Source organism: Acrocarpospora sp. B8E8, from assembly GCF_039871605.1.
In the GTDB taxonomy this organism is placed as follows: Bacteria; Actinomycetota; Actinomycetes; order Streptosporangiales; family Streptosporangiaceae; genus Acrocarpospora; species Acrocarpospora macrocephala.
In genome coordinates, this window is sequence record NZ_JBDPLV010000011.1 from 184377 (window position 1) to 210301 (window position 25925).

The 25925-nt window shown below is 69.7% G+C and carries 26 protein-coding genes; 13 read left to right on the plus strand and 13 right to left on the minus strand.

Annotation, left to right across the window (positions count from 1 at the left end):
* Nucleotides 1–85: 85 nt before the first annotated feature.
* The gene (locus tag ABGB08_RS13310) at nt 86–1561 is read left to right on the plus strand and encodes an NAD-dependent succinate-semialdehyde dehydrogenase (RefSeq protein ID WP_347589890.1); all 1476 of its coding nucleotides are present in this window, start codon (nt 86–88) and stop codon (nt 1559–1561) included.
* Between the two features lie 45 nt (nt 1562–1606).
* Here ABGB08_RS13310 and ABGB08_RS13315 read toward each other — a convergent pair whose 3' ends face one another.
* Complete coding sequence (locus ABGB08_RS13315) at nt 1607–2281, minus strand: alpha/beta fold hydrolase (protein ID WP_347589892.1); 675 nt, start codon at nt 2279–2281, stop codon at nt 1607–1609.
* 69 nt (nt 2282–2350) lie between these two features.
* On the opposite strand from ABGB08_RS13315, the gene ABGB08_RS13320 reads away from it, so the two are divergent.
* From ABGB08_RS13320 to ABGB08_RS13330, 3 genes are all read left to right on the plus strand, one after another.
* Nucleotides 2351–3835 (plus strand): carboxyl transferase domain-containing protein, encoded by a 1485-nt coding sequence (locus ABGB08_RS13320; RefSeq protein ID WP_347589894.1) that lies wholly within the window; start codon nt 2351–2353, stop codon nt 3833–3835.
* 42 nt (nt 3836–3877) lie between these two features.
* Nucleotides 3878–4210, plus strand: a complete 333-nt coding sequence (locus tag ABGB08_RS13325) for a hypothetical protein (RefSeq protein ID WP_347589896.1) — start codon at nt 3878–3880, stop codon at nt 4208–4210.
* Nucleotides 4211–4347: 137 nt separating this feature from the next.
* On the plus strand, nt 4348–5139 hold the full coding sequence (locus ABGB08_RS13330; protein WP_347589898.1) for an enoyl-CoA hydratase/isomerase family protein: 792 nt from the start codon (nt 4348–4350) through the stop codon (nt 5137–5139).
* Nucleotides 5140–5189: 50 nt separating this feature from the next.
* Here the strand turns inward: ABGB08_RS13330 and ABGB08_RS13335 are convergent, their stop codons facing one another.
* Nucleotides 5190–6077 (minus strand): acyl-CoA thioesterase domain-containing protein, encoded by an 888-nt coding sequence (locus ABGB08_RS13335; RefSeq protein ID WP_347589900.1) that lies wholly within the window; start codon nt 6075–6077, stop codon nt 5190–5192.
* A 124-nt stretch (nt 6078–6201) separates the two neighbouring features.
* On the opposite strand from ABGB08_RS13335, the gene ABGB08_RS13340 reads away from it, so the two are divergent.
* Nucleotides 6202–7107 carry an enoyl-CoA hydratase gene (locus tag ABGB08_RS13340; RefSeq protein WP_347589902.1) on the plus strand — a complete coding sequence of 302 codons (906 nt, stop codon included), beginning with the start codon at nt 6202–6204 and terminating at the stop codon, nt 7105–7107.
* A gap of 78 nt (nt 7108–7185) precedes the next feature.
* Nucleotides 7186–8499: an MFS transporter gene (locus ABGB08_RS13345; RefSeq protein WP_347589904.1), complete on the plus strand. Its 1314-nt coding sequence runs from the start codon at nt 7186–7188 to the stop codon at nt 8497–8499.
* A 71-nt stretch (nt 8500–8570) separates the two neighbouring features.
* On the opposite strand, the gene ABGB08_RS13350 is transcribed toward ABGB08_RS13345, so the two are convergent.
* The 3 genes from ABGB08_RS13350 to ABGB08_RS13360 form a co-directional block, all read right to left on the minus strand.
* A complete protein-coding gene (locus ABGB08_RS13350; protein ID WP_347589906.1) occupies nt 8571–9785 on the minus strand; it encodes an acyl-CoA dehydrogenase family protein in 1215 nt (404 codons plus the stop codon).
* Nucleotides 9786–9801: 16 nt separating this feature from the next.
* The gene (locus ABGB08_RS13355; protein WP_347589908.1) at nt 9802–10881 is read right to left on the minus strand and encodes an acyl-CoA dehydrogenase; all 1080 of its coding nucleotides are present in this window, start codon (nt 10879–10881) and stop codon (nt 9802–9804) included.
* A gap of 177 nt (nt 10882–11058) precedes the next feature.
* Nucleotides 11059–11460 (minus strand): metalloregulator ArsR/SmtB family transcription factor, encoded by a 402-nt coding sequence (locus ABGB08_RS13360; protein ID WP_347589910.1) that lies wholly within the window; start codon nt 11458–11460, stop codon nt 11059–11061.
* A gap of 339 nt (nt 11461–11799) precedes the next feature.
* Between ABGB08_RS13360 and ABGB08_RS13365 the strand changes: the two genes are divergently transcribed.
* Nucleotides 11800–12219, plus strand: a complete 420-nt coding sequence (locus tag ABGB08_RS13365; RefSeq protein WP_347589912.1) for a metalloregulator ArsR/SmtB family transcription factor — start codon at nt 11800–11802, stop codon at nt 12217–12219.
* Between the two features lie 59 nt (nt 12220–12278).
* On the opposite strand, the gene ABGB08_RS13370 is transcribed toward ABGB08_RS13365, so the two are convergent.
* Together ABGB08_RS13370 and ABGB08_RS13375 are read right to left on the minus strand one after the other, a co-directional pair.
* Nucleotides 12279–12704, minus strand: coding sequence for a MaoC/PaaZ C-terminal domain-containing protein (locus ABGB08_RS13370; protein WP_347589914.1), 426 nt, complete (start codon nt 12702–12704; stop codon nt 12279–12281).
* A gap of 11 nt (nt 12705–12715) precedes the next feature.
* The gene (locus ABGB08_RS13375; protein ID WP_347589916.1) at nt 12716–13240 is read right to left on the minus strand and encodes a MaoC family dehydratase N-terminal domain-containing protein; all 525 of its coding nucleotides are present in this window, start codon (nt 13238–13240) and stop codon (nt 12716–12718) included.
* Between the two features lie 216 nt (nt 13241–13456).
* On the opposite strand from ABGB08_RS13375, the gene ABGB08_RS13380 reads away from it, so the two are divergent.
* Nucleotides 13457–15586 (plus strand): acetate--CoA ligase family protein, encoded by a 2130-nt coding sequence (locus tag ABGB08_RS13380; protein WP_347589918.1) that lies wholly within the window; start codon nt 13457–13459, stop codon nt 15584–15586.
* A gap of 133 nt (nt 15587–15719) precedes the next feature.
* Here ABGB08_RS13380 and ABGB08_RS13385 read toward each other — a convergent pair whose 3' ends face one another.
* Both ABGB08_RS13385 and ABGB08_RS13390 read right to left on the minus strand, forming a co-directional pair.
* A complete protein-coding gene (locus tag ABGB08_RS13385; protein WP_347589920.1) occupies nt 15720–16967 on the minus strand; it encodes an acyl-CoA dehydrogenase family protein in 1248 nt (415 codons plus the stop codon).
* Nucleotides 16968–16979: 12 nt separating this feature from the next.
* A complete protein-coding gene (locus ABGB08_RS13390) occupies nt 16980–18110 on the minus strand; it encodes an acyl-CoA dehydrogenase family protein (protein ID WP_347589922.1) in 1131 nt (376 codons plus the stop codon).
* Nucleotides 18111–18318: 208 nt separating this feature from the next.
* On the opposite strand from ABGB08_RS13390, the gene ABGB08_RS13395 reads away from it, so the two are divergent.
* A complete protein-coding gene (locus ABGB08_RS13395; RefSeq protein WP_347589924.1) occupies nt 18319–19209 on the plus strand; it encodes a MoxR family ATPase in 891 nt (296 codons plus the stop codon).
* A gap of 34 nt (nt 19210–19243) precedes the next feature.
* On the plus strand, nt 19244–20623 hold the full coding sequence (locus ABGB08_RS13400; RefSeq protein ID WP_347589926.1) for a VWA domain-containing protein: 1380 nt from the start codon (nt 19244–19246) through the stop codon (nt 20621–20623).
* Between the two features lie 26 nt (nt 20624–20649).
* Here the strand turns inward: ABGB08_RS13400 and ABGB08_RS13405 are convergent, their stop codons facing one another.
* The gene (locus ABGB08_RS13405; RefSeq protein ID WP_347589928.1) at nt 20650–21003 is read right to left on the minus strand and encodes a hypothetical protein; all 354 of its coding nucleotides are present in this window, start codon (nt 21001–21003) and stop codon (nt 20650–20652) included.
* A gap of 34 nt (nt 21004–21037) precedes the next feature.
* Entirely contained in the window at nt 21038–21427 is a 390-nt protein-coding gene (locus ABGB08_RS13410; RefSeq protein ID WP_347589930.1) for a hypothetical protein, read from the minus strand.
* Between the two features lie 26 nt (nt 21428–21453).
* Here ABGB08_RS13410 and ABGB08_RS13415 point away from each other — a divergent pair, with 26 nt between their 5' ends.
* Together ABGB08_RS13415 and ABGB08_RS13420 are read left to right on the plus strand one after the other, a co-directional pair.
* Complete coding sequence (locus ABGB08_RS13415) at nt 21454–22380, plus strand: AraC family transcriptional regulator (RefSeq protein ID WP_347589932.1); 927 nt, start codon at nt 21454–21456, stop codon at nt 22378–22380.
* 91 nt (nt 22381–22471) lie between these two features.
* Nucleotides 22472–23023: a YciI family protein gene (locus ABGB08_RS13420; protein ID WP_347589934.1), complete on the plus strand. Its 552-nt coding sequence runs from the start codon at nt 22472–22474 to the stop codon at nt 23021–23023.
* Between the two features lie 210 nt (nt 23024–23233).
* Here the strand turns inward: ABGB08_RS13420 and ABGB08_RS13425 are convergent, their stop codons facing one another.
* Together ABGB08_RS13425 and ABGB08_RS13430 are read right to left on the minus strand one after the other, a co-directional pair.
* Nucleotides 23234–23905 (minus strand): cytochrome b/b6 domain-containing protein, encoded by a 672-nt coding sequence (locus tag ABGB08_RS13425; RefSeq protein ID WP_347589936.1) that lies wholly within the window; start codon nt 23903–23905, stop codon nt 23234–23236.
* Between the two features lie 235 nt (nt 23906–24140).
* Complete coding sequence (locus ABGB08_RS13430; protein ID WP_155356402.1) at nt 24141–24776, minus strand: TetR/AcrR family transcriptional regulator; 636 nt, start codon at nt 24774–24776, stop codon at nt 24141–24143.
* Nucleotides 24777–24871: 95 nt separating this feature from the next.
* On the opposite strand from ABGB08_RS13430, the gene ABGB08_RS13435 reads away from it, so the two are divergent.
* A partial coding sequence (locus ABGB08_RS13435) for a CoA-binding protein (protein WP_347589938.1) occupies nt 24872–25925 on the plus strand: 1054 nt, incomplete at its 3' end.

A 25925-nucleotide genomic window follows, 5' to 3' on the forward strand; every position in this document is an offset into this window, starting at 1 on the left:
GGAACGCCACTGGGCATCGCTAAGATTGTTAGACATATAGTAAACTATCGAATCAATCTCTGACGGATGCCTGGAGGGCACGACCATGACCGTCCCGAATCCGCGCGCGGAGAGCGACTCCGACGTCGCGTCGCTGTACATCGATGGCGCATGGCGGCCTTCCGCATCCGGCCGAAGGCTCGCCGTGCACGATCCGGCGAGCGGGGCGCTGATCGGCTGGGCCGGGGCGGGCGGCGCCGAGGACGCCACCGCGGCGGTCGCCGCCGCGGCGACCGCCTTCCCCGGCTGGGCCGCGCGGACGGCGTACGAACGCTCCGCCTACCTTTACGAGGCCTACCGGCTGATGCTGGAGCGCTCGGAGGACCTGGCGAAGTTGATGACGACCGAGCAGGGCAAGCCGTTGCGCGCGGCGCGCGCGGAGGTGCGGTACGCCGCCGACTTCCTCATCTGGTTCGCCGAGGAGGCCAAGCGGATGTACGGCCAGACCATCCCGTCCGCCCGGGCCGACCAGCGGTTCCTGGTGATGCACCAGCCGATCGGGGTGGTCGGCGCGATCACCCCGTGGAACTACCCGATCTCCATGATCACCCGTAAGCTCGCGCCCGCGCTGGCCGCGGGATGCACGGTCGTGCTGAAACCCGCCGAGCAGACTCCGCTGTGCGCGATCGAGGTGTTCCGGATCCTCGACGAGGTGGGCCTGCCTCCGGGCGTCGCCAACCTGATCACCTGCGAGGATCCCGTCCCGGTCGGCGAGGTTCTGCTGACCGACCCGGCGGTGGGAAAGCTCACCTTCACCGGCTCAACCGAGGTGGGCAAGCTGCTCGCCCGTGGCGCGGCCGACCAGATGAAGCGGGTCTCGCTGGAATTGGGCGGCCACGCGCCGTTCATCGTCTTCGAGGACGCCGACCCCGCCCACGCCGCCAAGGGCGCGTCCCTGGTCAAGTTCCTCAACACCGGGCAGGCCTGCATCTGCCCCAACCGCCTGTTCGTGCACCGCTCGATCAAGGACCGGTTCGTCGAGACGCTACGGGACCGGGTCGCCGCCATGCGGGCGGGCTCGGGTTTCACCGAAGGGGTGAGCGTGGGACCGCTGATCGACGAGGCCGCCTACGAGCGGATGACCCGGCAGGTCGGCGACGCCGTGGCCAAGGGGGCCCTGCTGGTGGCCGGCGGGCGGCGCCTCACCGGAGCGGACGTCGACGGCGGCTACTTTTACGCGCCCACCGTCCTGACCGAGGTCACCCCGGAGATGGACATCTACCGGGAGGAGACCTTCGGCCCGATCGCCCCGATCATCGTCTTCGACGACGAGGACGAGGTGATCGCGATGGCCAACGACACCCGCTACGGGCTCGCGTCGTACGTCTACACCCGCGACCTCAGCCGGGCGCTGCGGGTTTCCGAGGCTCTGCGATTCGGGATGATCGGCATCAACGACATCAACCCGACATCGGCCGCCGCGCCGTTCGGCGGCGTGAAGGAGAGCGGTCTCGGCCGTGAAGGCGCGCACGAAGGGCTGCTCGAATACCTGGAGACCAAGCTGGTGGGCATCAGCATCTGACGCCAGGAACCGTGTCCCCCCGTTCGCCGAACGGGGGGTGACACGTCAGCCGGCCAGGAACTTCAACGCCGCCTCCATGCCGCGCGGGTCGGTGAGGGTGGAGAAGTGGTCGGCCCCCGGCAACACCCGCACCTGGGCGCGCGGCATCGTGGCCGCCAGCTGCTCCGGCGCGCCCGCGGGATCCCGGTCGCCGATGAGGAACAGCACCGGGCGGTCCACCGCGCGGAGTTGCGCCTCTGTGAGCGGGCCGACCCTGCGCCGCAGGAAGGCCGCCAGCGCCGGGGGGTCGTTGCCGTCGGACCGCGCCATCCGGTGGAAGAGACGCGCGCCGACGTCGGCCGGGTCCGCCGCCCCCTCCACGGCCGCCACCAGTGCGGAGGCGTCCTGCTCCCGGGTCACCCCGTCGCCCACGCCCATCAGCACCAGGCGTCCGAACCGGCCGGGGGTCCGGGTGGCGAGATGCAGCAGGATCACGGCTCCGGCGGAGAAGCCCATGGCATCGGCGACCGGGTGATCCGCGATGGCGGCGCTCACCCGGCCCTCCACGTCACGGTAGTCGGCCGGATCGGACGAGCGGCCGGCGCGGCCATGGCCGGGCAGATCCACCCCGACGATCTCCCGTCCCTCGTCCGCCAGCAGATCGGCCCAGCCGGTCCGCCGCCATCCGTGCTCGAACGACGAGGCGAACCCGTGCACCAGCAGTATCGGTGGTCTGGACATTCAGCCCTCCCTTAGCCTATATTTCAGTAGATTTATGTATATCGAACAAACTAGTACCGGATGGTGCAAGTGACCGGAAGGATCGAAGAGCAGAACGCGGCGGCGGACCCGGCGTCGATGTTCGAACTGACCGCGTGCTGGGACGCCGACCTGCGCGCGACCGATCCCCTGCGCTTTCCTGGGTATGCCGACATGTTGCGGGACACGCCGGGTGAGTCCGTGCGCGCCGGGCTCGCGAGAATGGGCGGGCGACGGGTCGCCCTGATCGAGAGCCGGTACGAGAACTTCGGCGGCACGATGGGCGCCGCCGCCGGCGAGAAGATAGCGCGCGCCTTCCGGCACGCCACGGACCTCCGTCTCCCCGTGGTGGCGCTGATCGCCACCGGCGGAGCCCGGCTGCAGGAAGGCATGATCTCGCTTATCCAGATGGGCCGCACCACCTCGGCACGCAGTGCGCACGCCGCCGCCGGGCTGCTGACGGCGGCGGTGTACCACTCCCCCACGACCGGTGGCGTCTACGCCTCCTGGGGCTCGCTCGCCGACCTCCGCGCGGCGTCCGCGGGTGCCGTGCTGGGTTTCGGCGGGCCGCGCGTAGTGCAGCAGGTCACCGGCCAGATGCCGCCCCCCACCTCGCACACCGCCGAGTCCGCTTACGCCGCCGGGCTGGTGGACGCGGTGGTGGTCCCGGACGACGAGTTCGCCTGGCTGGAGGCGGTGCTCGGGGTACGGGACCGGCGGCTCGCATTAGACCGGTGGCGCCCGGCGCTGGTCGCGCCGGACGGGTTGATCGGGACCGTCGGTGCGGTCGGCGGCGCCCCGGCCGGCGGCTGGGGGACCATCCTCGCGGCCCGCCGCCGGCACCGCCCTTCCGGGCTGGAGTGGGCGGCGGCGCTCTGCTCCTCCTGGGTCGACCTGCACGGCACCGACCCGGCGATCCGGGCCGGGCTCGCCACCATCGACGGCCGCCGCGCGATCGTGGTGGCGATGGACCGGCACGCATGGGCCGACGGCGCGGCGCGGCCGGGTCCGGCCGGCTTCCGGCTCGCGCAGCGTGCCATCGCGCTCGCCGATCAGCTCCGCCTGCCGATACTCACGCTCATCGACACGCCGGGCGCGGAGCCCGGGCCGCGCTCGGAGGCCGACGGCATCGCGGCCGAGATCGCCCGCACCCTCCAGAGCATGACCCGGACCCATAGCGTCTCCGTCTCCGTCTGCGTCGGCGAGGGGGGCAGCGGAGGCGCTCTCGCCCTCGCCTACACCGACCGCGCGTTCATGCTGGACGACGCGGTGTTCTCGGTGATCGGGCCGGAGGCGGCGGCCGTGATCCTGCTGCGGGACCCGAGCCGCGCCCCCGACATGGCGGAGGCGATGCGGATCACCGGGCCGGACCTGCGGCGTCTTGGAGTCATCGACGACCTGCTGCCCGGGTCCGGGGCGGACGCGGTCCGCGCCGTGCGCGACGCGGTGCTGACGGCGTTCGACTCCGCCGTCCCCGGCGACCGGGACCTGCGCAGCGACCGCGCCACCCACACCTGGCTGCGGACGGCCGGCTGACCGGCGGCCCGCAGTCCCGCACCGATTCGAAGGAGATACTCGATGAGCCGTAAGGCACTGCTTCTCGTCCATACCAACGCCGCGAGTCCCGAGCAGGAGGCGGAGTTCAACACCTGGTACGAACGGGTCCACATCCCGCAACTGCTGGAGCGCATCCCCGGCATCGTACGGGCCACCCGGTACGTGGCCTCCCCCGACCGGCCGCCCCTGCCCGAGCGGTATCTGGCCCTCTACGAGATCGAGGCCGACGACCCCGCCGGGGTGGTGAAGGCCATCAACACGGCCGCGGCCGCCGGCGGCATCGACTTCACCCCCGCGCTGGACACCAGCAGCCCGCCGGTGATGGCTCTGTACGAAGCGCTCCCCGCCGACTGAATCCGCCAATCCACAACACACTGACGAGGCGTCTTGGACACATCGGCTCCGGCGCTACAGTGAGATGATCGAATCACTCCCCAAGGCGCCGGAGCCAGCCGAGACGCCTCTCGCGGGCATCAACGGAGGAGACGGAGATGAGCTCGGACGATGCCGTCCTCCTGGAGGACCCGGCCCCCGGCGTACGCCTGATCACCTTGAACCGGCCTCAGGTGCGCAACGCCATGACCGCGGAGGTGACGGCCGCGTGGACGGCCGCGATCGCGAAGGTCGCCGACGACGGCGACGTGCGCGCGCTCGTCGTCACCGGGGCCGGCAGTTCGTTCTGCTCCGGAGCCGACCTCTCCTGGCTGGACCAGGGGGCGTCCCAGGACACCACGCCCGCCCGCATGCGGGATCGCATGCTGCCCTTCTACCGCACCTGGCTCTCCCCGAGGGAACTGCCGTTCCCGGTGATCGCCGCGATCAACGGGCCCGCCGTCGGCGCCGGGCTGTGTGCCGCGCTCGCCTGCGACCTGCGGTACGCGAGCACCTCGGCCCGGTTCAGCGCGCCCTTCATCTATCTGGGAACCCACGGCGGGATGGCGGCCACCTGGCTGCTCCCGGAGGCGATCGGCGTGACCCGCGCCCGTGAAATGCTCTACACCGGCCGCGAACTGCTGCCGGAAGAGGCCCTGGCGTGGGGATTGGTGTCGGGAGTGGCCGACCACGTCCTGGAACACTCGCTCAAGGTGGCGCAGCAGATCGCAACGGCGGCGCCGATCGCCACCCGCTTCACCAAGGCCGGGCTGGAGCAGTCCGCCAACGGCCTGGCCGCGTCCCTCCAATGGGAGGCTCTGGCCCAGCCGGTGACCCTGGCGACCTCCGACGTCCACGAAGGCATCCAGGCCAAACGCGAGCGGCGGCCCCCCATCTTCACCGGAAACTGAACCGCCCGCGCGACCTGGGAGCGCCACGCCGTGCCAACCCCCGGCCGTACTCACATCGTCATGCTCGTACCGCCGCGCGGGCGGCCTGGGGGAAATGCACGGATCATGCCCTCCTGAGCGAATGACGCGAGCAGGACACCCGACGCCGTGAACACGGCACCGGTGCCGTAGCACCGCCCGTTGCCGGCGTACGTGCTCTTCTGCGTGATGAGCATCCACTCGGAGGCGTCGCACTCCTCGTGGAACGTGATCGTGTGGGTGAGGACTCCGGTCGACACCGCCTGGTGTGCCATGTCCTGACCGAGCGGGTGCGGGCGCATCGCCGTCCCGATCAGCAGGCCGTCGGTGTACCAGCACAGCAGCGCGCGGTGCAGGTCGGCGGCACCCCGCGGGGCGCAAGGGAAGCGGGCCCAGGCGTGCACCTCGGCGGGCCCGGTGTGCTCGGCGGAGAGGATCGCCCGTCCGCCGACCAGGCGCAGCTCGGAGCCGTGTTCGGCCTCGACGGGCTCCGCGCCCTCGGGGTCCGGGACCGCCGGCATGACCTCGGCGTGCCGGATGAGGTCCGGTTCCTCGGTGTCGAGGAGGACGAGGCCCGTGCAAAGGGTGCGGTCGCCCTGGTGGGCCCGCGTGAGCACGCTCCCCATCGTCCGCCCGTCGTGCACGACCTCCGTGCGGATGGCGAGGTCGCGCGTGACGGACCCCGCGCGAGCGAACAGCGCCTGGATCGACCGTACCGATTTGGTGCCGACGGTCTCCGCGGCGGCCAGGGCGAGCTGACCCAGCAACTGCCCGCCGAAGATCACCGCACGCTGCTCGGACGGCACATTCGTCGCACGGTAGCGCCCGGGACCGGTCTCCTCCAAGGTGAGCGCCGACAGCAGCGGGACGCCGGGTCCGCCGGACGGCACCCGGGAGGCGGTAACGGTCTGGTCGTTCATATCGGCTCCTCACCAGGTGCGCCCGGAGCGGCCACGGCCGAGGACGACCGCTCCCTCTTGACGGCCGCATATACCTTTTATAGTTTTAAAAACATTAAATCGCAAGTTCTGCGAGAGGAACGCCGTGGAAAGCCATCGGTACGTCACGTACGAGACCCTGGACGACGGCGCGATCGCGCGCATCACGCTGAACCGTCCACGGGCACGCAACGCGCAGAACCGGGGTCTTCTGGTCGAACTCAACGACCTGTTCCTCGCCGCCGAGGCGGACGACACGGTACGGGTCGTCATCCTCCGCGGCGCCGGGCCGATCTTCTCCGCAGGACACGACATGGGGTCGGCGGAGCTCCAGGAAGAGTGGAATCCCGGCCCCGCACAACACCCGACCCGGCACGTCAACGGCGGCACGCGACCGGCGGCCGAGGGCCGGACGCTTCAGGAGTGGCACTACTTCTTCCGCAACACCCTGCGCTGGCGGGACCTCCGCAAGATCACGATCGCGGAGGCGCACGGCAAGGTCTATGCCGCCGGGCTCATGCTGGCGTGGGCCTGCGATCTCATCGTCGCCGCCGAGGACACCGAGTTCGCCGACGTCGTCGGCACCCGCCTCGGGATGTGCGGCGTGGAGTACTTCGGGCACCCGTGGGAGTTCGGTCCGCGCAAGGCCAAGGAACTGCTGCTCACCGGCGACTCCATCGACGCCGAAGAGGCGTACCGGCTGGGCATGGTGAGCAAGGTCTTTCCCGCCGCCGACCTCGAGCGACGCACGCTGGAGTTCGCGCGCCGCATCGCACGCGTCGACACCATGGCGGCGCTGATGATCAAGGAGTCGGTGAACCAGACCGTCGACAACATGGGCTTCTACAACGCCCTGAACGCCTGCTTCACCATCCACGAGCTCAACCACTCGCACTGGGCCGAGCGCACCGGGGGCTACCCGGTCGGCACGGCGGAGCTCGGTGTCACTCCGTGGGACCAGGCTCCGCCGGTCCGCCGGGCGCGAATGGGCGAGGCGGGCGCGTCGGCCTGAACCCACGGCGATGGACGTTCGCGGATATTCACATTGAAGAAACGGTGAACGATGCCACGGAGTGCTCAGGTTCCCGCGGTGGGCAGGGCCACGCGTGACGGCGCGCGGCGGCGGGCCGCCGCCTGGATAGCGGTCGCGGGTGTGTTCGTGGTGCTCGCGACGGCGACGGGGGTCGGCTTCTACGCCACCTCCGCGTATGTCGCCGCGCTCACCGGGGAACGCGGGTTCAGCCTTGCGACCGCCTCCTCCGGGCCGACGTTGTCCTTTGTCCTGGCCGGCCTCGGCGGCGTCCTCGCCGCGTGGTTGCTCCCCCGGCTGGGCGTGCGTCCGCTGTTGCTGATCGGGGCGGCCGGTTCGGGGATCGGACTGTTCCTGCTCGGTCTCGCGGAATCGCCGGCGTCGCTGTGGTTGTCGTTCGCGCTCACGGGTGGCGTTGGGGCGCTCATGGCCGTCGTCCCGTGCACGTCGCTGATCACGAGGTGGTTCCATCCGACGCCGGCCAAGGCGCTCACCATCGCCACCACCGGGATGTCCGCCGGTGGCGCGGTCGTGTCGCCGTTCGTGGTGCTGCTCATCGAGCGGTATGGACTGCGGACCGGAACCGGTCTGCTCGCCGTCCTCTCCGTGACGGTCGTCACGCTCGTCGCGGTCATCCTCCGCGAACCGCGCGACGGCGCGGCGGTCCCGCCGGCGGCGACGCAAGCGACCGCGGCGGCGCGACCGGCGACGGCGATGACGGTGTCCATGGCGGCCGAGCTGGCGGCGAGTCCCGCGGGAGATGAGCCGCCACGGCCGGTATGGACCTTCCCGGTCCTCAGCCTGGCCTTTGGGCTGCTCATGTTGTCCCAGGTGGGGGTGGTGACCCACCTGCTTCCGATCGCACGCGACGCGGGTGTCGGGGGCGCCGGGTTCGCCCTGACGGCTCTGGCCGTGTCCAGCGTCTGCGCACGTCTGCTCGGGATCCCGTTGCTGTCCCGTTTCGGCCTGCTGCGGTTCAGTTGTGCCGTGGCGGCGCTGCAGGCGGCGGCGATGGCGCTCATCGCGGTCTCCGGGGACTTGCCGGTCCTCGTGCTCAGCACCGCCCTCCTCGGTGCGACCGTGGGCAATGCCGTGGTGCTCATGCCGCTGCACATCCTCGCCGCGTACGGCCTGGGCCGCTTCGACCGGCTGTTCGCCCGGCTCAACCTCGTGTCCACCATCGGCACGGCGGGCGGCCCGCTCGTACTCGGTCTGCTGCACGGGGCGTTCGCCGGCTACCGGGTCGCGCTCCTGCTTCTGGCGGCGGGCTCCGGCATCGCCTCCGCGCTCCTGTTCGCCTGTCACATCGACACGCGATCGTCCAGCCAGGTGAGCACGTCGTCCAGAGAAGACCGGGCGGCGTCGTCCGGGTAGTGCGGGCACCGCGGTCGCCAGGGCCGGGCGGACGGCGGAGAGGGGGTGAGGTCGCCGCACCCCCTTCTCGATCAACTCGTCCGGGTGTTTCCGGCGATCAGCGTCTTGGCGCCGGGGTACCGGGGGCGGGGTAGTCCGAGGACGTGCTGGGCGATGATGTTGCGGAAGACCTCGGTGGTGCCGCCGTAGATTGCGGTGCCTTGGGCGTACCGGTGGGCGTAGTCGAACGCGCCGCCCTCGAGGCAGCCGTCCGCGCCGTGCGGCAACAGGGCCTGGGGTCCGATCAGGTCGATCAGGGCCGCCGATCCCTCGATCAAGGTCTCCGATACCCGGACCCGGCCCATCGGCCCTGGGGTGGCGAGGGCGGCCTCGACGTCGAGCGCCGCTTCGCCCAGGCGGGCGCGCACGACCGGGTCGTCGATGGGCCGCAGGCCGTCAGGCCGTCGGGTGGTGCGGGCCCAGCGGACCGCAGCCCCCACGTTGCGGCCCTGCAGCCGTGCCCAGCTGGCGCCGATGCCCAGGTCGGACAGGCCGTCGTCATGTCCGGCGCCGAAGTGCTCCTCGTCCAGCGGACCGCGGAGGACTCCCCAGCCGCCGTTGACCGGCCCGAGCCGGTACCGGTCGGAGACGCGTACGTCCCCGTAGTACACGACGTTGGTGCGCTCGCCGCCGACGGTGTGGATAGGGCTGATCTCCACGCCCGGCGCGTCGAGCGGCATCAGGAACATGGTCAGGCCCTTGTGCTTGGGCAGGTCCGGATCGGTGCGGGCGATGAGGAAGGTGTACTGGCAGTTCTGCGCCCCGGTGGTGAAGATCTTCTGGCCGTTGACGATCCACTCGTCGCCGTCGCGCACCGCCCGCGTCTTGGCCGCGGCGATGTCCGAGCCGCCGTCGGGCTCGGTGTAGCCCAGGCAGAAGCGGACATCGCCGCGGGCCACCTTGGACAGCAGTTCGGCGGCCAGGCCGGGCTCGGCGTACTTCTCCACGGCGGACAGCACCAGGCGGGTCGTGCTCAGCGTGATGGTGGGGGCGTCGACGCGCTCCAACTCCAGCTCCAGGATGCGCTGCCGCAGCCGGTCCAGGCCGGCGCCGCCCTTCTCGACCGGCCAGTGCGGAACGATCCAGCCCTTGGCGCCGAGCGCCTCGTGGAGCCTGAGGTTGAAGCTCCCGCCGGTGCGCCGCTCCTCCTCGTGCACCTCTTCCGTGACGTAGGTCGCGATGAACTCGCGCACCTCGGCGACGAACGCGGCAAGGTCGTCATCCAGCTCGACGACGGAGAAATCCATGACACTCCTCGTGGGTTCAGGCGGACGGCGACCAGGACGCGGCGGCGTCCGACGTCGCGAGCACGTCGCCGATCGCCAGCAGCTCGTTGGACGGATCGCCGGCCAGGGCGCTCCAGCCCTTGACGCGCCGGAAGTACAGGGTCACGTCCGACTCGAGGGTGAAGCCGAACCCGCCCTGGACGTGCAGGCCCACCCTCGCCGCCTGGGTGGCGCAGCGGACCGCGTTCGCGTACGACATCGGCAGCAGCTCGGGCCGTGCGCGCGGCTCGTGCTCGGCGAACCAGGCCGCCTTGCGGGTCAGGTTACGCGCGCCGGAGACCTCGATCTCCACGTCGGCGAGCGGATGGGAAACGCCCTGCAGGGACCCGACAGGCACGCCCATCGTGGTGCGGGTCTTGGTGAACTCGGCGCCCAGTCGCTTGACCTCGTCGGCCAGTCCGACCAGGGCCGCGGCGGTGAGCACCTTCCATTCCCCGAGCGCGGTCGCGAAGAGTTCGCGCGCCCGGGCACCGGTGGCCAGCACCTCGCGGTCGCCGGCGGAAGGGTCCCACCAGGCCAGCGGGGCGGTTCCCTGATTGGGGACGAACGGTGGCGGCTCAGCTGAGGTGACCAGCACCAGGTCGTCGCCGTCCAGGGCGACGACCGCCCGGGCGATCGCGCCGGCCGGAACCAGTTGCCGTGCTCCGGAGACGACCGGGTGCAGCGCCAGGACCGTCAACGGGAGACCGTCCACGTTGCCCGCGATCCACTGGGCGGCCGACCCGCCGCCGCAGCGGGCCAGTGTCCGAGCGGCGGTGACGGCCTCGATGAGCGGCACGGGGGCGATGACCCGGCCGTACTCCTCGGCAACCAGCGCGAGTTCCACCATCGTCGCGCCATCCCCGCCCGCGGACTCGGGCAACCCCATCGACACCGCGCCCATCTTCGCCAGCCCCTGCCAGAGCCGTTCGTCGTAACCCAGCGGCTCGGCCGCGCGCACCCTGGTGGTGGGGCACTCGGCGGCGAAGAACTCCGCGAAAAGCCCCCGCACCGCCTCCTGGTCCTCGCTGAGGGAGTAGTCGTTGCGCCGTAGCTCGAACCCCTTCGTCTCGGGCACGGTTCGCCTCCTTGACCACAATAGTTTTAACTTTGTATAAATATCTATGTAATGTGTCGTCACGTCAAGACCTCGTCCGGCAGCCCGATCGTCGACGCGGCGGGCTTCGCCATCCCGGAAGGGCCGCTGGACCAGGGGCCGTCCCCGAACGTCCGCCGAGCTTCGTGGCGGTTTGGCTCACCAGGTGAGAAGGATCACCTCGCGCTGCGGGGTCCTCTCCCCGGCAGCCGCGGACCGGCGGCGGGTCCCACCGGCCTGGTGATCGATCCCGCCCTCCCGGACCAGGCCCGGCTCCGGCGCGAGCCGCCACATCTCGTCGGCGAACTGGCGGAGGATCTCGCTGCGCAGCGAGTAGTAGGAGTCGCGGCCCTCTTTCCGGACCGAGACGAGGTCCGCCCGTACCAGGATCTTCATGTGGTACGAGATCGTGGGCTTCGAGACCGGCAGGATCTCCTCAAGCGTGCCGCCGGCCAGCTCGTCGACCTCCGCCAGCCGCCGCACGATGCGCCAGCGCATGGGGTCGCCCAGCGCCTTGAAGACGTCGATGGTCCTGACCGCCGTACCAGCGTTCGACGTCATCGGTCGGGCCCTCTCGTAGTCGGCCAGGCGACGTGTCTATACTTGCCAATCCATCGAAGATACTACCGATCAGGACACCGCCCCGGCAGCCGTACCGGGCCGATGGCGTGTAACTGGAATCGGGTGCCCGGCCGAACGAGCGGGGACGTACGGATACCGGTCCATTGCGCCGAAAACTGAACTGGTTCACCCGGCCATGTGCCTCTGCCGTACCCGGGATCAGATCAGGGTTTACACGATCGTTTCAAAACCCCCCCGACAGCGGGTACATTGATATCCAACAATATTTCTAACCGTGCTGGCGGGGGGACGACCCAGCCATAGGGGGAGGAGCAGTCTGTGAGCGGAAGCCCCGCATCACCGAGTTCGCCGACCGAGATCTTCAAAGCTCTCGGCGACCCGATCCGGTGGGAGATCGTGCGTCAGATGGCGGCGGTCGATGAGCTGGCCTGCAGCACGCTTGAGGACACGCTGCCGGTCTCCAAGCCGACGATCTCCTACCACACCAAGATCCTCACTCAGGCTGGGCTGGTTGACGTCCGCAAGGACGGGCGCAATTACTACTACACGCTGCGCCGGAACGTGTTGCACGATCTCATGGACGACGTCTGGGCGCTCGCTCCCACTCCCCGCCCGGTGCGGGAGGGCAGGATCGGCCACGAGTCCGGGGCCGCCAAGCGCCGACGGACCGCCAAACAGCGCCTCGCCTCGGCGACCACCGAGACCACGGACCGGGAGGGCGTCCTCCTGACCTGGTGATCGCCCAGCACAGTGGCCCCGGTCGGTGGGAAGACGCCCGGCGTAAGCGGCCGTTGCCATCAGCCGTCGAAGGCCACCGTGGCCGTGGCCGGTGCCAGCGCTTTTCCTTCCTGGTCCTTGACGGTCATGGCGAGATCGACGTATCGCGTGCCGTCCTCGTCCCGTACGGCCGTGACGGTTCCCGACACGGTCAGCGTCATCCCCTTGGTGTTGGCACCGCGGAACTGGCAGGACAGCGCGGCGATCCGGCCGCCGTCCCCCATCCAGTCGCGGATGGCGTTGTGCAGGTAGGCCCACTGGAGATTGCCCATTCCGAAGGCCGACGGATATCCTGCCGCGCGGCCCGCCTCGTCATCCATGTGGATCGGTACGAACTCGTCATTGACGGCGGCGTAGCGGTTCCAGACCGCAAAACCGGTCTCCCTTGAGAAAGCGGGAAGTTCCTGTCCGACTTCGATATCCGACCGGGAAATCACCTTAGTCATTTGAATTCCCTTCAGTAACGGATGAGCGTGTTGCGGCCGCGCTTGACCAGCGTTCCATCGGCACGGGTCCACGTGTCCTCGGTGACGGTCATCAGCATCAGGCCCAGTCGCCCCTGCCGCTCGGTGTACGACTCCAGTCGGTTGACACTGGTGATCACATCCCCGGGCCGGATCCGCTCGCCGTACTCCACGCTCATGCCTCCGTTGAGCTGGAACTTTAGCCCTGGCCCCGGAATGCCGAGCAGAAGCTCCGTGCGATCGGGGTCATTGGCATCGATGCCCTCGCCGTCACCAGGCGACCATGCCTCGGCGGACATCCAGGCGAAGGGGTTGAAATCCTCCGGGGCCACGATGCCCCCGTACCGGGTCCCGGCCGCGTACGCCGCGTCCCAGAAAAGCTGAGGGGACTGCTCCGGCCAGTAGACCGCGATGGCCCAGCGCCGGATGTCGGATTCGGAGACCGGGAAGCTCACCCGCCGGCCCAGCTCGCTGCCGAGGGCGGTCCGCATCGCCGCGGAGATGTTGGTCTCTGGCACGTGCACCTCCAGATGTCTTTATTAGTTGTAGAAGTATCGAATAGTTTGGCCTGCCGTCAAGCGCCCACCCCGGCGCACCATGACACGACTGGAATCGCAGGGCGGGCCGGAATCTGCCGACTCGTGATCCCGGAGCTGTTGACCCGCCCGAACAGCGGGCCTAGTCTGTCGATACATTCACAACTCTCTAAATATTGCCGCAGGAGGGCTCGAAAGGTGACTGTGAACGCTGGGGTCGGTATCGCCGACCACGAGGCCATGACCCGCCTGCTGAAGCCCCGCAGCATCGCCGTCGTCGGGCTCAGCGACAGCTCGGGCTTCCGCGACTACATCCGTCCGACCCTGGACAGCGACGCCGAGATCTTCTTCGTCCACCCCAAGCACGACACCGTGCTCGGACACCCCACTCATCCGAGCCTGACCTCGATCGGCCGTCCCATCGACGCGGTCATCTCGGTGATGGCGGCGGAGCGCACCACCGCACTGGTCGAGGAGGCGGCGGCCGGCCTCGACATCGGCGGCATGGTGTCCATCGCGGGCGGCTTCGCCGAGATGAACGAGGCCGGCGCGGCCCTGCAGGACCGGCTGGTGATAGCCGCCCAGCGGACGGGCATGCCGCTGATCGGTCCCAACGGCCTCGGCTACATCAACGTCCCCCGGCGGATCAGCCTGACCATCGCCAGCCCGCACAAGCGCCGCCCCGGCGGCATCTCCGTCGTGTCGCAGAGCGGCGCGCTGCTCAGCGGGGTCGCGATGGCCGCGTGGAACCACCCGGGATGCGGTCTGAACCTGCTGATCAGCGCGGGCAACGAGGCGGTCACCGATCTGGCCGACTACGTCGACTTCCTGGCGGCCGACCCCGACACCCGGGCGATCGGCCTGGTCGTGGAGAAGATCCGCAGGCCGGAGGCGTTCTTCGCCGCCGCACGCCGGGCCACCGAGGCCGGCAAGCCGATCGCGGTGCTCAAGCTCGCCCGCAGCAAGAGATCACAGCGGATGGCGGCGTCCCACACCGGCGCGCTGACCGGGGACGCGTGGGTGTACGACGTGGCACTGGGCCAGGCCGGGATCGCCGTGGTCGCCGACCCCGAGGAGCTCGTCGACCGGCTGGCCCTGTTCGAGCAGCTCGACCCGGCCAACTGGTCCGCGGTCGAGAGCCTGGGTGTGATCAGTATGACCGGCGGCTTCGCGTCGCTGTCCGTCGACCTGGCCGAGGCGGACGGCATGGCGATCCCGCCCCTCACCGCCCTGGAGCCATGGGTCCACGAGAACATCCCCGGCGTCACCGTGGCGAACCCCCTGGACACCACCGGCATGGGCGCCAGCCTGTGGCCCGAGGTGGTGCGGAGGTACGCCACCTGCCCGGATTCTGACGCTCTGCTGTACATCCATCCACTGGCCGACGAGGACGGGAGCGCCGGGACGATCTCCCTCGTGGAGGAGTTCGTCAAGGCGGCCCAGAACGGCGGCAAGCCGTTCGTGGTGGCCAACTGCTCCGGGGCGCTGGGCTCCTTCGTCACCGACCGGCTGCCCGCCGGCAAAGTCGCGGCCGGCCGGGGCCTGCGGCCGACCCTGCGCGGGCTGCAGACCCTGGGCGCGTTCGTCCGCCACCGCGAGAAGGCCTTCCTGCGCCCCGGGAATCCTCCGGTGCCCGCGCTCCCCCGCCCGGACCTGGAGACCGTCGCCCTGCCCGAGGGCCGGATGCTCCCGTTCGGGCCCACCCTGGAGATGCTCAGCGCGGCCGGCATCCCGGTCGCGCCCTATCACCTGATCGCCCCGGACGCGGCCCCCGGCGCGGTCCTCGTCCCGTTCGGCGGGCCGTACGTGGTGAAGCTCGCGGACGTGGGGCACCGGACCGAGCACGGGGCGGTCCGCCTCGGCGTATCGGCGGGCGGCCTCGCGGACACCGTCGCCGAGCTGCGCACGCTGGCCGCCGATCACAAGCTGTCCCCGGTCGTCGTGGTACAGCCACAGGTCGAGATCCTCGGGGAGGCGTTCATCGGCGTCCAGGCCGGCAGCGAGCTCGGGCCGCTGGTCGTCTTCGGCCTCGGCGGCGTCTTCGTCGAGGTGCTGAACCGGGTGGGCGGCCGGATGGCCCCGCTCGGCATGGACGACGCGCGATCCCTCATCGCCGAGTTCGCCGACACGAAGGTGATGCACGGCTTCCGCGGCAGGCCGGGCTGGGACCTGGAGGCGCTCGCGGGCATCCTGGTGGCCGCCGGACGGCTGGCCGTGGCGGGGCGCGGCTGGATCGAGTCCCTGGACCTGAACCCTCTGGTCTACAGCCCATCCGGGTTCCTGGCGGTCGACGCGCTGTGCCTTGTCCGCGACGAGGACGACTCCTGAGCCGATCGATTCCCGCTCCGGGACGACCCGAGGGCACAGCGAAGGGCGGGCCGATACGGCCCGCCCTTCGCTGTTGTGGCCCTGTCAAGAGGAGAGCCGGGCGTACCGGCCCTCCTGCTCAGTGGATCCGCGGTCAGGTACGGCCCTGCGCCACGTCCTTGAACGGCACGTCGCGGTCCGCGGCGTACTCGCGCGGCATTCCCAGCAGGCGCTCGCTGATGATGTTCCGCGACATCTCGGTGCTGCCGCCGCCGAGGCTGGCCGACTGGCGCGACAGGTATTGCTGCCCGTAGTCGAGCGGGCCCGCCTCCCCCGGCCTGCCGGTCACCGCGGCAGAGCCGGCGATCCGAACTCCCGTGTCCGCGTTCTTCCAGTCGGCCTCGGCGTGGAACATCCGGGTGATCGACACCGCGGGACCGGGCAGGTGCCCATGCGCCATGCCCGCCATGACCCGATCGATGAGCTGCTCCTGCACCTTCTGCATGGCCCAGGCCTCGCCGACCAGTTCCCGTACGCGGGGGTCGTTCGCCTGCCCCGTCCTGCGGGCCAGGTCCACGAAGTCGTAGCCGGGCGCCTGCAGGTTGGGCCGTCCCTCGCCGCTGACGTACGGCGAGCCGCCGCCCACGGCCGTGCGCTCGTGCACGAGCTGCCGGGTGGCGACCGCCCACCCGCCGTTGATCTCACCCACGACCGCGTCGGCGGGAAGGATCACGTCGTCGAAGAACTCCTCGCAGAACTCGGTGGAACCGTTGACCATCTTGATCCGGCGCAGGGTGATGCCCGGCTGGTGGACCTTGACCAGGAACATGGTCAGGCCCCGGTGCTTGGGCGCGTCCCAGTCGGTCCTGGCCAGGCAGAGCGCCCAGTCCGCCGCATAGGCGCTGGTGCTCCAGATCTTCGCCCCGTTCAGCACCCACACGTCACCGTCGCGGGTCGCGCGGGTGACCACGCCCGCCAGGTCCGAGCCGCCCTTGGGCTCGCTGAGGAACTGCACCATCACCTCTTCGCCCCGGATCACCGCCGAGATGCGCTCGCGCTTCTGCTTCTCGCTGCCCATGTCCAGGACAGTGGGCGCGCAGATCGAGAACGTGGGGACGTTCAGCAGCAGCGGCATCTCGTAGCCGCGGGATTCCTCGGTGAACGCCCGCTGGTGCGCCGGGGTCAGGCCCAGCCCGCCGTACTCCGTGGGGAAGCAGATCCCGGCGAAGCCCCCGGCGTACAGCATCTTCTGCAGCTCGCGGGCGCGCAGCCACTCCTGATCGTCGTCACCGGGCTGGATGGGGCCCCGGCGCTCGGGCTGGCGGGGCATGTTCTCCTTGAGCCACCCGCGGGCCCGGAGGCGGAACGATTCGACGTCTTCCATTCCCAGCTGTTCGGCCATGTCGGTTCCCTTTCAGACGTCAAGAAGGTCGGCGATCCTGCGGCGGTGCTCCTCCGGGGTGCCGTACAGCGCGGTGTTCACCGTGACCCGCCGGAGGTACAGGTGGAGGTCGTGCTCCCAGGTCACCCCGATGCCTCCGTGCAGCTGCACGCAGTCCTGCACGATCTCGGGGGCGCGGCCGCCGATGTAGGACTTGGCGACGCTGACCAGCTCGGCCGCGTCGGGCGCCTCGTGCTGGACGGCGTGCGCGGCCGCCTCCGACGTGGCGTGGCAGGCCTCCAGCCAGACCCTCATGTCGGCGAACCGGTGTTTCAGTGCCTGGTACGAGGCGAGCGGGCGGCCGAAGGAGTAGCGGTCGAAGGCCCACCGCAGGGTGAACTCGAAGACCCTGTCGATGGCCCCGGCGGTCTCGGCGCACTGGAGCACCAGCGCCACCTGGAGCTGGCGCTCCATCGTGGCCGGCGTGCCCGCCGCGGTGCCGACGACGGCGTCCGGCGGCACCTCCACGCCGTTCAGGTGCACCTCGCCGAACCGCCGCGCGATGTCCAGGCTCGTCGACGGCAGGACCGTGACCCCGGATGCGGTGGCGTCCACGACGAACTGCATCGGACCGGCCTCCGCCTGGGCGGTCACCAGGAACAGGTCCGCCTGCCCCGCGGCCTCCACCCGGTCCTTGACGCCCTCCAGGACGTAACCGTCGCCCTTCGCGCGGGCGGTGACACCGGGACTGCCGGGTTGCCAGCCGGCGCCGGGCTCGTAGACCGCCCATGACGCCACCGCGTCGCCCGCCGCCAGGCGTTCGATCTCCTCGGTGTGATCGGGACCGTCCTGCTGGGCCTGGACGAGGCCGGCTATGACGGCGTTCGTCGGCAGCAGCGGCCCGGGGGACACGAGTTGTCCCATCTCCTCGGCGACGATGGCCAGGTCGAGGAGGCCGTTCCCGGAGACGCTCCCGCCGCCCAACTCCTCGGGGACGAGCATGGCCGCCCATCCAAGTTCCGCCCCTCGGTTCCACCAGTCACGTTCGAAGCCGTCCGCGCCTTCGGACAGCTCCCGCACCTTGGTCAGCGGTGTCTCGTTGTCCAGGAACTTCCTGGTGGTGGTCCGGAAGAGCTTCTGATCCGCCGTCAGGTCGAGATCCATGCGAGCTCCTTCACTGCGTGCTTCTCACTCGCGACAGCCACGAGGTTCGATGATTGTAAAAGTATCTTTTGGCATCTTCACTGGTCAACTCTTCCCAGGAGCGCGCTCGACCAGGGCACGAACACGGACGATTGACCGATACCGCCATGCAACTATAGTTTGAAAGATATTAGACTATCTAATAGTTCTACGCGGAGGGTGGCCAGTGGTGGCAGAGACGCAGGCGGTCGGCTACTTCGAGTCCGCGACGGAGGTCGCCCGGCGACTGCGCGAGGTCGGCTACCTCGCGGATCAGAAGATCTCCGGCACGGTGTTCCTCGCCGGGCGGCTGGGCAAGCCGATCCTGGTGGAGGGGCCGGCCGGCACCGGCAAGACCGAACTCGCGAAGTCCGTCGCGGCGGCTACCGGTGCCCGGCTCATCAGGCTGCAGTGCTACCAGGGCCTGGACGAGGCGAAGGCACTGTACGAGTGGGACTATCGCAAGCAGCTTCTCCGGATTCAGGCCTCGGCCGGACCAGGCGGAACGAACTGGGACGACGTCGAGGAAGACATCTTCAGCGAGCGCTTTCTGCTCACCCGGCCGCTGCTCGCGGCCATCCGCGCCGAGGAGCAGGTCGTCCTCCTGATCGACGAGGTCGATCGGCTGGACGTGGAGACCGAGGCTCTGCTGCTGGAGATCCTCTCCGATTATCAGGTGTCCATCCCCGAGCTCGGCACGATGACGGCTCGCGCCCTCCCTCGGGTCTTCCTCACCTCCAACGACTCCAGGGAACTGTCCGAGGCGCTCAAGCGGCGCTGCCTATACCTGCACATCGACTACCCGCCCGTGGAGCGCGAGCGGGAGATCGTGCTCGCCCGGGTCCCGGGGATCACCGAGGAGCTGGCAGCGGGGGTCGCCCAGGTGGTCCGCTCGCTGCGCGCCCTCGACCTGAAGAAGCGGCCCTCGGTCTCGGAGACCCTGGACTGGGCGCGGACCCTGATCCTGCTGGGCGCCGAGACGGCCGACGCCGAGGCCGTCGGCGCCCACCTCCACGTATTGCTCAAGCACCAGCCCGACATCGTTCTCGCCGCCCGTGAACTGGGGGTCCTGCCCGCATGACGACCTCGGTTCGGACCCGTGACCGGCTCGCCGGATGGAAGGTGAACAGGTGCTGGCGGCGATCGAGGGGCTGATCGGGGAGCTGCGGACGATCGGCATCCCCGTCTCGGTGAGCGAGCAGATCGACGCGGTCCACGGCCTCACGCACGTGTCCCTGGCCGACTACGAGGAGGTCAAGACCGCGCTCCGGGCGGCACTGGTCAAGGAACACCAGCACGAGCATGCCTTCGACACCGTCTTCGACCTCTTCTTCGCCACGCCGGGCGGTGACGCGGGCCATCCGCCCGCGGCCGGGACCGGCCTGGCCGACCTCGACGACCGGCAGATCAGGGAACCGCTGATCGATGCCCTCCGCGCCGGCGACCTGACGACGGTGCGGTTCATCGCCGGTCTGCTCGTCGACCGGCACGCGCGGATCGTCCCCGGCCAGCCGGTCGCCGGCACCTACTACCTGTTCCGTACGATGCGAGCGATCGACCAGGAAGAGATGCTGGCCAGGCTGATGCCGGACGAGCCGCTCGGCCCGGGCCCGGCCGGAGAACTCGGCCGGCGGCTCGCCGTCGAGCAGGCCGAGGCACGCCTCGACCGGCTCAGGGCCGAGGTGGAGGCACAGATCCGGCAGCGGCTGGTGGCCGACCGGGGCGCGCAGGCGGTGGCCCGCACGCTGCGCACCCCGCTGCCCGACGACGTCGACTTCCTCACCGCCTCCCAGCAGGAGATCGCGGTCGTGCGGTCGACCGTCCAGCCACTCGCGCGCAAGCTGGCGAGCCGGCTGGCCCGGAAGCGGGAGCACAACCGGCACGGCGGGCTGGACTTCCGGCGCACGGTCCGGCGGTCGATGTCGACGGGCGGCGTACCCGCCGAGCCGATCTTCCGGCGGCCTCACCCCGCCAAACCGGAACTCCTGGTGATCGCCGACATCTCCGGTTCGGTGTCCACCTTCGCGACCTTCACCCTGCAACTGGTGGACGCGCTGGGCTCGGCGTTCGCCACCGTACGCACCTTCGTTTTCGTCGACGGAGTGGACGAGGTCACCGACGTGTTCGCGAAGTCGTCCGACATCGCCGACGCCGCTGCGCGGATCAACACCGCCGCCAGCGGAGTCTGGCTCGACGGGCGGTCCGACTACGGGAACGCGCTCCAGACGTTCTGGACGCGGTGGGGACGGCAGCTGACGAGCCACAGCACCGTGGTCGTCCTGGGAGACGCCCGCACCAACTACCACGCGCCGCGCGCGGAGACGCTCGCAGTCATCCGCCAGCGCGCCGGTTCGGTCTACTGGCTCAATCCAGAGCCCACCACCGCCTGGGACAGCGGTGACTCGGTGATGAGCGCGTACGCACGGCACTGCGACGGCGTTTTCGAATGCCGGAACGTCAGGCAGCTCAAGAGCTTCGTCGACCGGCTCGACTGAACGGTGCCCCGGGCGGCGCGGGGTGATCACGGCTGGTGTACCTCGACGTCCTCCAGGATGCCGCAGGCGCCGGGTACCAGGACGGCCGCCGAGTGGTAGGCGGTCACCAGGTAGCTGGTGATGGCCTTGTCGTAGATGCCCATGAAGCGCACCGACAGGCCGGGCTCGTGTTCGACGGGCAGGCCCGTACGGCGGAGGCCGACCACGCCCTCTTTTTCGGGTCCCATGCGCATCACGCTGATCGAGTTGGGCCCGGCGGGCTTATCGGGGACAGTGCGGTCGAGGCGGAACCTCTCTGGGAGTCCACGCTCAAAGGGGAACGCCCACGAACACCTCCCCGATCGGTGAGCTTGTGCCGACAGGAACTGCCGCGGACGCAAGCTTGGTTAGCTCGTCAAGCCGTGAGGTGACGGGTCACACGTGCTGGTCGAAGAGGATCGGGTTGCCATCGGGATCCACGATGATGAAGCTGGCGGGCCCATCGCTCGACTCGTCGGCGGCGGTGGTCGGTTCGATGCCGGCCGACCGCAGGCGGCGCTGGAGCTCGCGCACATCAGTGAAGTCCTTCAGCGTGTCGCACTTGCTGTCCCACCCGGGGTTGAAGGTCAGGAGGTTGCGCTCGAACATGCCCTGGAACAACCCGATCGTGACGGGGCCGTTCTGGAGGATCAGCCAGTTCTGTACGGGATCCCCGCCGCAAACCTCGAAGCCGAGCTTCTGGTAGAAGGTTTGTGAGGCTGCGAGGTCCTTCACCGCCAGGCTCACTGAGAAGTTCCCGAGGGTCATCGTTTGCTTGGTCGTCATGGTCGAGACCTTAAGCTGGAGCGCGCATGGACGACTTGCCAAATCTTGCGAACCTCGACTACGTCAACCGGGTCAACCGCGCGATCGATCACGTGACCCGCAACCTCGGTGAGCCGTTGCAGCTCGAGGAGGTGGCACGAGTCGCCTGCTTCTCCCCATTTCACTTCCACCGCATCTTCCGCGCGCTCATCGGGGAGACGCCGCACGCGTTCGTCAAGCGCGTGCGCCTCGAACGGGCGCTGTACCTGATCTCGCACCACGATGGATCGTCGCTGACCGACATCGCGCTGAGGTGCGGCTTCTCGTCGAGCTCCGAGTTCTCCCGCTCCTTTCGCAGCCAGTACGGAGTGCCGCCGAGCGCGTTCGAGATCGAGCAGTTCCGCCGGACGCAGCGCGACCAGATGCTGGCTGCGCTGGCACCCGACGACCGCAACCGCCTCGAGCGGTTACCGGTCGGCGAGAACCCCGATGGCTTTGCCGTGCGGCTGCGCGAGCTACCGGAGCGCCGCATGGCGTACGTACGGGTGCTCCGCCCCTACGAGGGGGATCGGGTGCGCGTCGGGGCCGCGCGCATGGTGGCGTGGGCGAAACAGCGCGGGCTCGCCGGTGGGAACTGGTTTGGCTATCAGTGGGAAGATCCCGAAATCGTCCCGCTCGACCGGTGCCGCTACGACATCGGGCTGGAGATCCCCGCCACGGCCACGGTAGACGGGGACGTGAACGTGACTGTGTTTCCGGCGATGAAAGTTGCCGAGATCGACATCGCCGGTCCGGTCGATATCGAGCTGCGTGCACTCGACTGGCTCTACACGACGTGGCTCCCGCGCAGCAACTACGTGCCCGACCACCAGCCGGGCTTCGAAGCCTTCAACGGCGAGCCGTTCGCACACGGCAACGAGTATTTCGAGCTGCGCATCCAGCTCGCGATCGTCAGCGCCGCCACGCCCTTGTGAAAGCGGCGGTAGCATTCCAAACCCGGCGACAACGCCATCGCTCCGCACCGGCTTGATCAGGATCAGGCATGGTGATCGAGATAATGGGGCCATGGAGTTCTTCTGCTATCACCGCGACCGGCCCGGCTCGATAGCGTTGCGCGACAAGTTGCTGGAAGAGCACTGGTTCTACATGGACCGGTACGCGACGGAGATGATCGCCCGCGGCCCGACTCTCACCGGCGACCGCGACCTGCCTACCGGCAGCGTGCATATCGTCGACCTGCCCGACTCTGCCGCGGCCCGCGCGTTCGCCTTCGACGAGCCCAACTACCAGGCCGGCGTGTACCGGGACGTGCTGCTGCGCCGGTGGCGCAACACGTTGGGGCGCACCATGTGGGACTTCTCTGGCGGCCCGACTGAAGGGAACCGCTATCTGGTGCTCGGCCTCGGTTCAGGGCAGGCCGCCGACCTCACCGTGCCGGCCGACCGGGACGAACTCATTGCGTACGGGCCGCTGCTGTCCGACAACGGCGCCACCTGGCTGGGTACGGCGGCGCTGGTCCGGGCGCCGGACACGGACACGGCACGCGCCATCTTGACCCCGGACCGGTACGCCGACATTGAGGTGCACGACTGGCAGTTCGGCGGACGTCCGTCATGACCGAGGACGTGCTGGTCGTACCGGACGCCAAGGAGACTGACCGATCACCGGCGCACCCGACCTGCCATAGAACGGCGCCGCAGCGAACGCTCACCCTTAGAGCACCTAACAGACTGCCGCTGCCGTTCTTGGCGCCGATGTGATCGACGCCTGTATGGCGTCCTCAGAAGGGTGTGCTAGATCGGCGGGGGCCAGATGCGCTGCGCGACTCTAGGCTGTGTTTCCTCGGCGCCGTCGGGTAGATGACGTCCCGTCGCGCCCGCTCGTGGCCCGTTCATAGTCGTCGAGCCAGCCTGGCCAGATGCGGTGCGCGACCGCCCGCGGCAGCCTGCCCCCGAGATGGATCGATCGCCAGACCCCTCGGTAGCCGGGCAGCACCCCGGCGGCCACGACGACGTGGCCGACGATGACCGGTGTGAGCACGAACGTCGCCCATCGGTGGACATCGGCGGCGAGCAAGCTCACCGCTCCGGCGGGCAGGTACAGCATGCCGAGCCCGCTCAGGGCGATCAGGGTCAGCGTGCTCACCATGACGACGTTGGCGAGTCGCTGGCCGGGGTCATAGCGGCCGTCGTGGTGAGGGAACCGTCCGGTGAGCGTGGCTCGGGGCCAGGCGGCCAGCCAGCGCCCGTCTCCGCGCCGATACTCGATCGACTCGCCCAGGAACGCGGCGACTGCGCGGGCACGCGCGATGCCGTATGCGAGGGTGGCGCCGATCAGTAGAAGACCGGTGGTTTCGTGGAGTCCGTCCGGGCCCGGCAGGGGGTGCCGATACCGGTCGACGACGAACCACCAGCCGGTCGTGAGAAGGACGAGGACCACCGTGTATACCAGGGCGTGGAACCAGCGCGCCGCCCTGCCATAGCGCTGCACATACCTCATGCCCCTTCTACAGCCCGGCGCGAGCTGGGGTTCCCAGTCGCCGAAGGTCTTCCGTTGCGGTAGGGGAACCGCGCCGGTCCCACCCCGATCCGCCGCCGAATCCCATTGATGAGCTGCCGCCTGCTCCACAACGGCTGTGGCCAAGGTCCCCGGTTCGAGGTCCTCCTAGCAGACGACGGCCGTCATTTCTGAAACACGACCTAACACCGGGGCGGGGTGGACGAGCCGCCGGGGTTCAGGCTGGGAAGGCGGAGCGAGGGATGCCGACCTCGTGGGTGGCGGCGATGCGGGCGTGTTCGAGGAGGCGTTTGCGGGACATCGCGCCGGAGTGCAGCGTGTAGCGGACGACCAGGCCGTCGAGCATGCCGTCGAGGCGTTCGGCCGCGCCCATGGGGTCGTCGCAGAAGAACTCGCCCTTGTCGACGCCTTCGGAGATGACCTCGGCGAGGATCTCGATCCAGCCGCCTTCGAGTTCGAGCAGGATCTCGCGGACGTGCGGCTCGCGGACGCCGAGGGCCCAGGCGTCCAGCCAGAGGATCCAGCTCTGGTCGGAGCGGGAGCTGGGAATGTAGTAGCGCAGCACCCGATCGAGGCGCTGCACGGCCGTGCCGGGGCCGCTGATGATCTCGCGGAGGCGTTTGACCTCGGTTTCCGAGGTGGCTCGGAGCATCGCGGTGATGAGATCGTCTTTGGTGGCGAAATGATAGTGGATCAAGCCACCGCTGACATTGGTGGCCTTCGCGATGTCGGCGACCCTGGTGCTCGCCAGGCCTCGCTCCAGCACGACACGCCGGGCGGCGTCCAGCAGTTCGGCCCGGCGCTGATCAGCCTGATCGGCCCGGCTACTCCGGGCGCCCTCCGCACTGCGCACGCCGCCAAGACTACCGCAGCGATCGGCGGCACACGGGCGCGTGGATACAACCCTAGCCTTGACGGTTGACTGGTCAACCAACCAGTGTAGAGAGGGTGAAACCCGCCCGGCTGCTCGCTCCCAGATCCGTCGCCGTGGTCGGCGCCTCCACCCGCCCCGGCTCGTACGGAAACCAGGCCGTGGCCAACCTGGTGAGCGCGGGATTCCCCGGCCCGATCTTCGGCGTGCACCCCACGGCGGCCGAGGTGCACGGGGTGCCGTGTGTACCTCGCATCTCCGATCTGCCGCTGGCTCCGGACGCGCTGGTCATCGCCACTCCGGCGGCGAGCGTGCCCGCCTTGGTGGCGGAGGCGGGGGCGTTCGGCTGCGGCGGAGCCGTCGTGCTGGCCGCCGGATTCGCGGAGATCGCCGAAGGCCGCCCGCTTCAGGACGAGCTCGCCAGGCAGGCCCGGCTGCACCGCCTGCCCATCTGCGGGCCCAACGGCAACGGCATCGTGTCCGTGGTGAATCGGGCCCCCCTCTGGGGCGACGCCTACACCGCCCGACGCCCCGGCCCCGTCGCGCTGATCTCGCAGAGCGGCAACGTCGCCGTCAACGCCCTGCTCAGCACCCGGGCGCTCGGCCTGCACACGGTCATCTCCTGCGGCAACCAGGCCGTCCTCGACGCCGCCGACTACCTGACCGCCCTGGCCAGACTGGACGGCGTCCGCTCAGTGGCCCTCTACCTGGAAGACGAAGCCGACGGCCACCGCCTGGCCACCGCCCTGGCCGACTGCGCCGACCACGACATCGGCATCGCAGTCCTCAAAGCCGGCACCAGCCCCCTCGGCGCCGCAGCCGCCGCAGCCCACACCGGTTCAATCACCGGCGACTCCCGCGTCCTCCGCGCCTTGATCGAAGAAGCCGGAGGTGCCTGGGCCCACAACCCCCACGAACTCCTAGAACTCGCCAAAACCCTAGCCACCCCTCGACGACCCCACTTCTCCCCCACCACACCCATGGGTGCCCCGGCTTTGACGGGGGCGAGCGAAACCGTGATTCCCCCACCCGCCCATCCCTTTGTTTCCCCCGGGCTCCGCCCGTCCCCGCCAAGGCCGTGGCTGTCGTTTCGTCCAGTTACCACGGCGATGGCGGGGACGGGGCGGAGCC

Coding starts and splice junctions, on each gene's coding strand:
- ABGB08_RS13390 (WP_347589922.1), bottom strand. CDS start 18,110: ATGGATCTCGACCTGACGGCGGATCAGAAGCTCTTCCGGACCACCACC.
- ABGB08_RS13360 (WP_347589910.1), bottom strand. CDS start 11,460: ATGACGTCGAACGCTGGTACGGCGGTCAGGACCATCGACGTCTTCAAG.
- ABGB08_RS13315 (WP_347589892.1), bottom strand. CDS start 2,281: ATGTCCAGACCACCGATACTGCTGGTGCACGGGTTCGCCTCGTCGTTC.
- ABGB08_RS13410 (WP_347589930.1), bottom strand. CDS start 21,427: ATGACGACCAAGCAAACGATGACCCTCGGGAACTTCTCAGTGAGCCTG.
- ABGB08_RS13415 (WP_347589932.1), top strand. CDS start 21,454: ATGGACGACTTGCCAAATCTTGCGAACCTCGACTACGTCAACCGGGTC.
- ABGB08_RS13385 (WP_347589920.1), bottom strand. CDS start 16,967: ATGGCCGAACAGCTGGGAATGGAAGACGTCGAATCGTTCCGCCTCCGG.
- ABGB08_RS13325 (WP_347589896.1), top strand. CDS start 3,878: ATGAGCCGTAAGGCACTGCTTCTCGTCCATACCAACGCCGCGAGTCCC.
- ABGB08_RS13335 (WP_347589900.1), bottom strand. CDS start 6,077: ATGAACGACCAGACCGTTACCGCCTCCCGGGTGCCGTCCGGCGGACCC.
- ABGB08_RS13350 (WP_347589906.1), bottom strand. CDS start 9,785: ATGGATTTCTCCGTCGTCGAGCTGGATGACGACCTTGCCGCGTTCGTC.
- ABGB08_RS13330 (WP_347589898.1), top strand. CDS start 4,348: ATGAGCTCGGACGATGCCGTCCTCCTGGAGGACCCGGCCCCCGGCGTA.
- ABGB08_RS13420 (WP_347589934.1), top strand. CDS start 22,472: ATGGAGTTCTTCTGCTATCACCGCGACCGGCCCGGCTCGATAGCGTTG.
- ABGB08_RS13400 (WP_347589926.1), top strand. CDS start 19,244: ATGGAAGGTGAACAGGTGCTGGCGGCGATCGAGGGGCTGATCGGGGAG.
- ABGB08_RS13370 (WP_347589914.1), bottom strand. CDS start 12,704: ATGACTAAGGTGATTTCCCGGTCGGATATCGAAGTCGGACAGGAACTT.
- ABGB08_RS13425 (WP_347589936.1), bottom strand. CDS start 23,905: ATGAGGTATGTGCAGCGCTATGGCAGGGCGGCGCGCTGGTTCCACGCC.
- ABGB08_RS13310 (WP_347589890.1), top strand. CDS start 86: ATGACCGTCCCGAATCCGCGCGCGGAGAGCGACTCCGACGTCGCGTCG.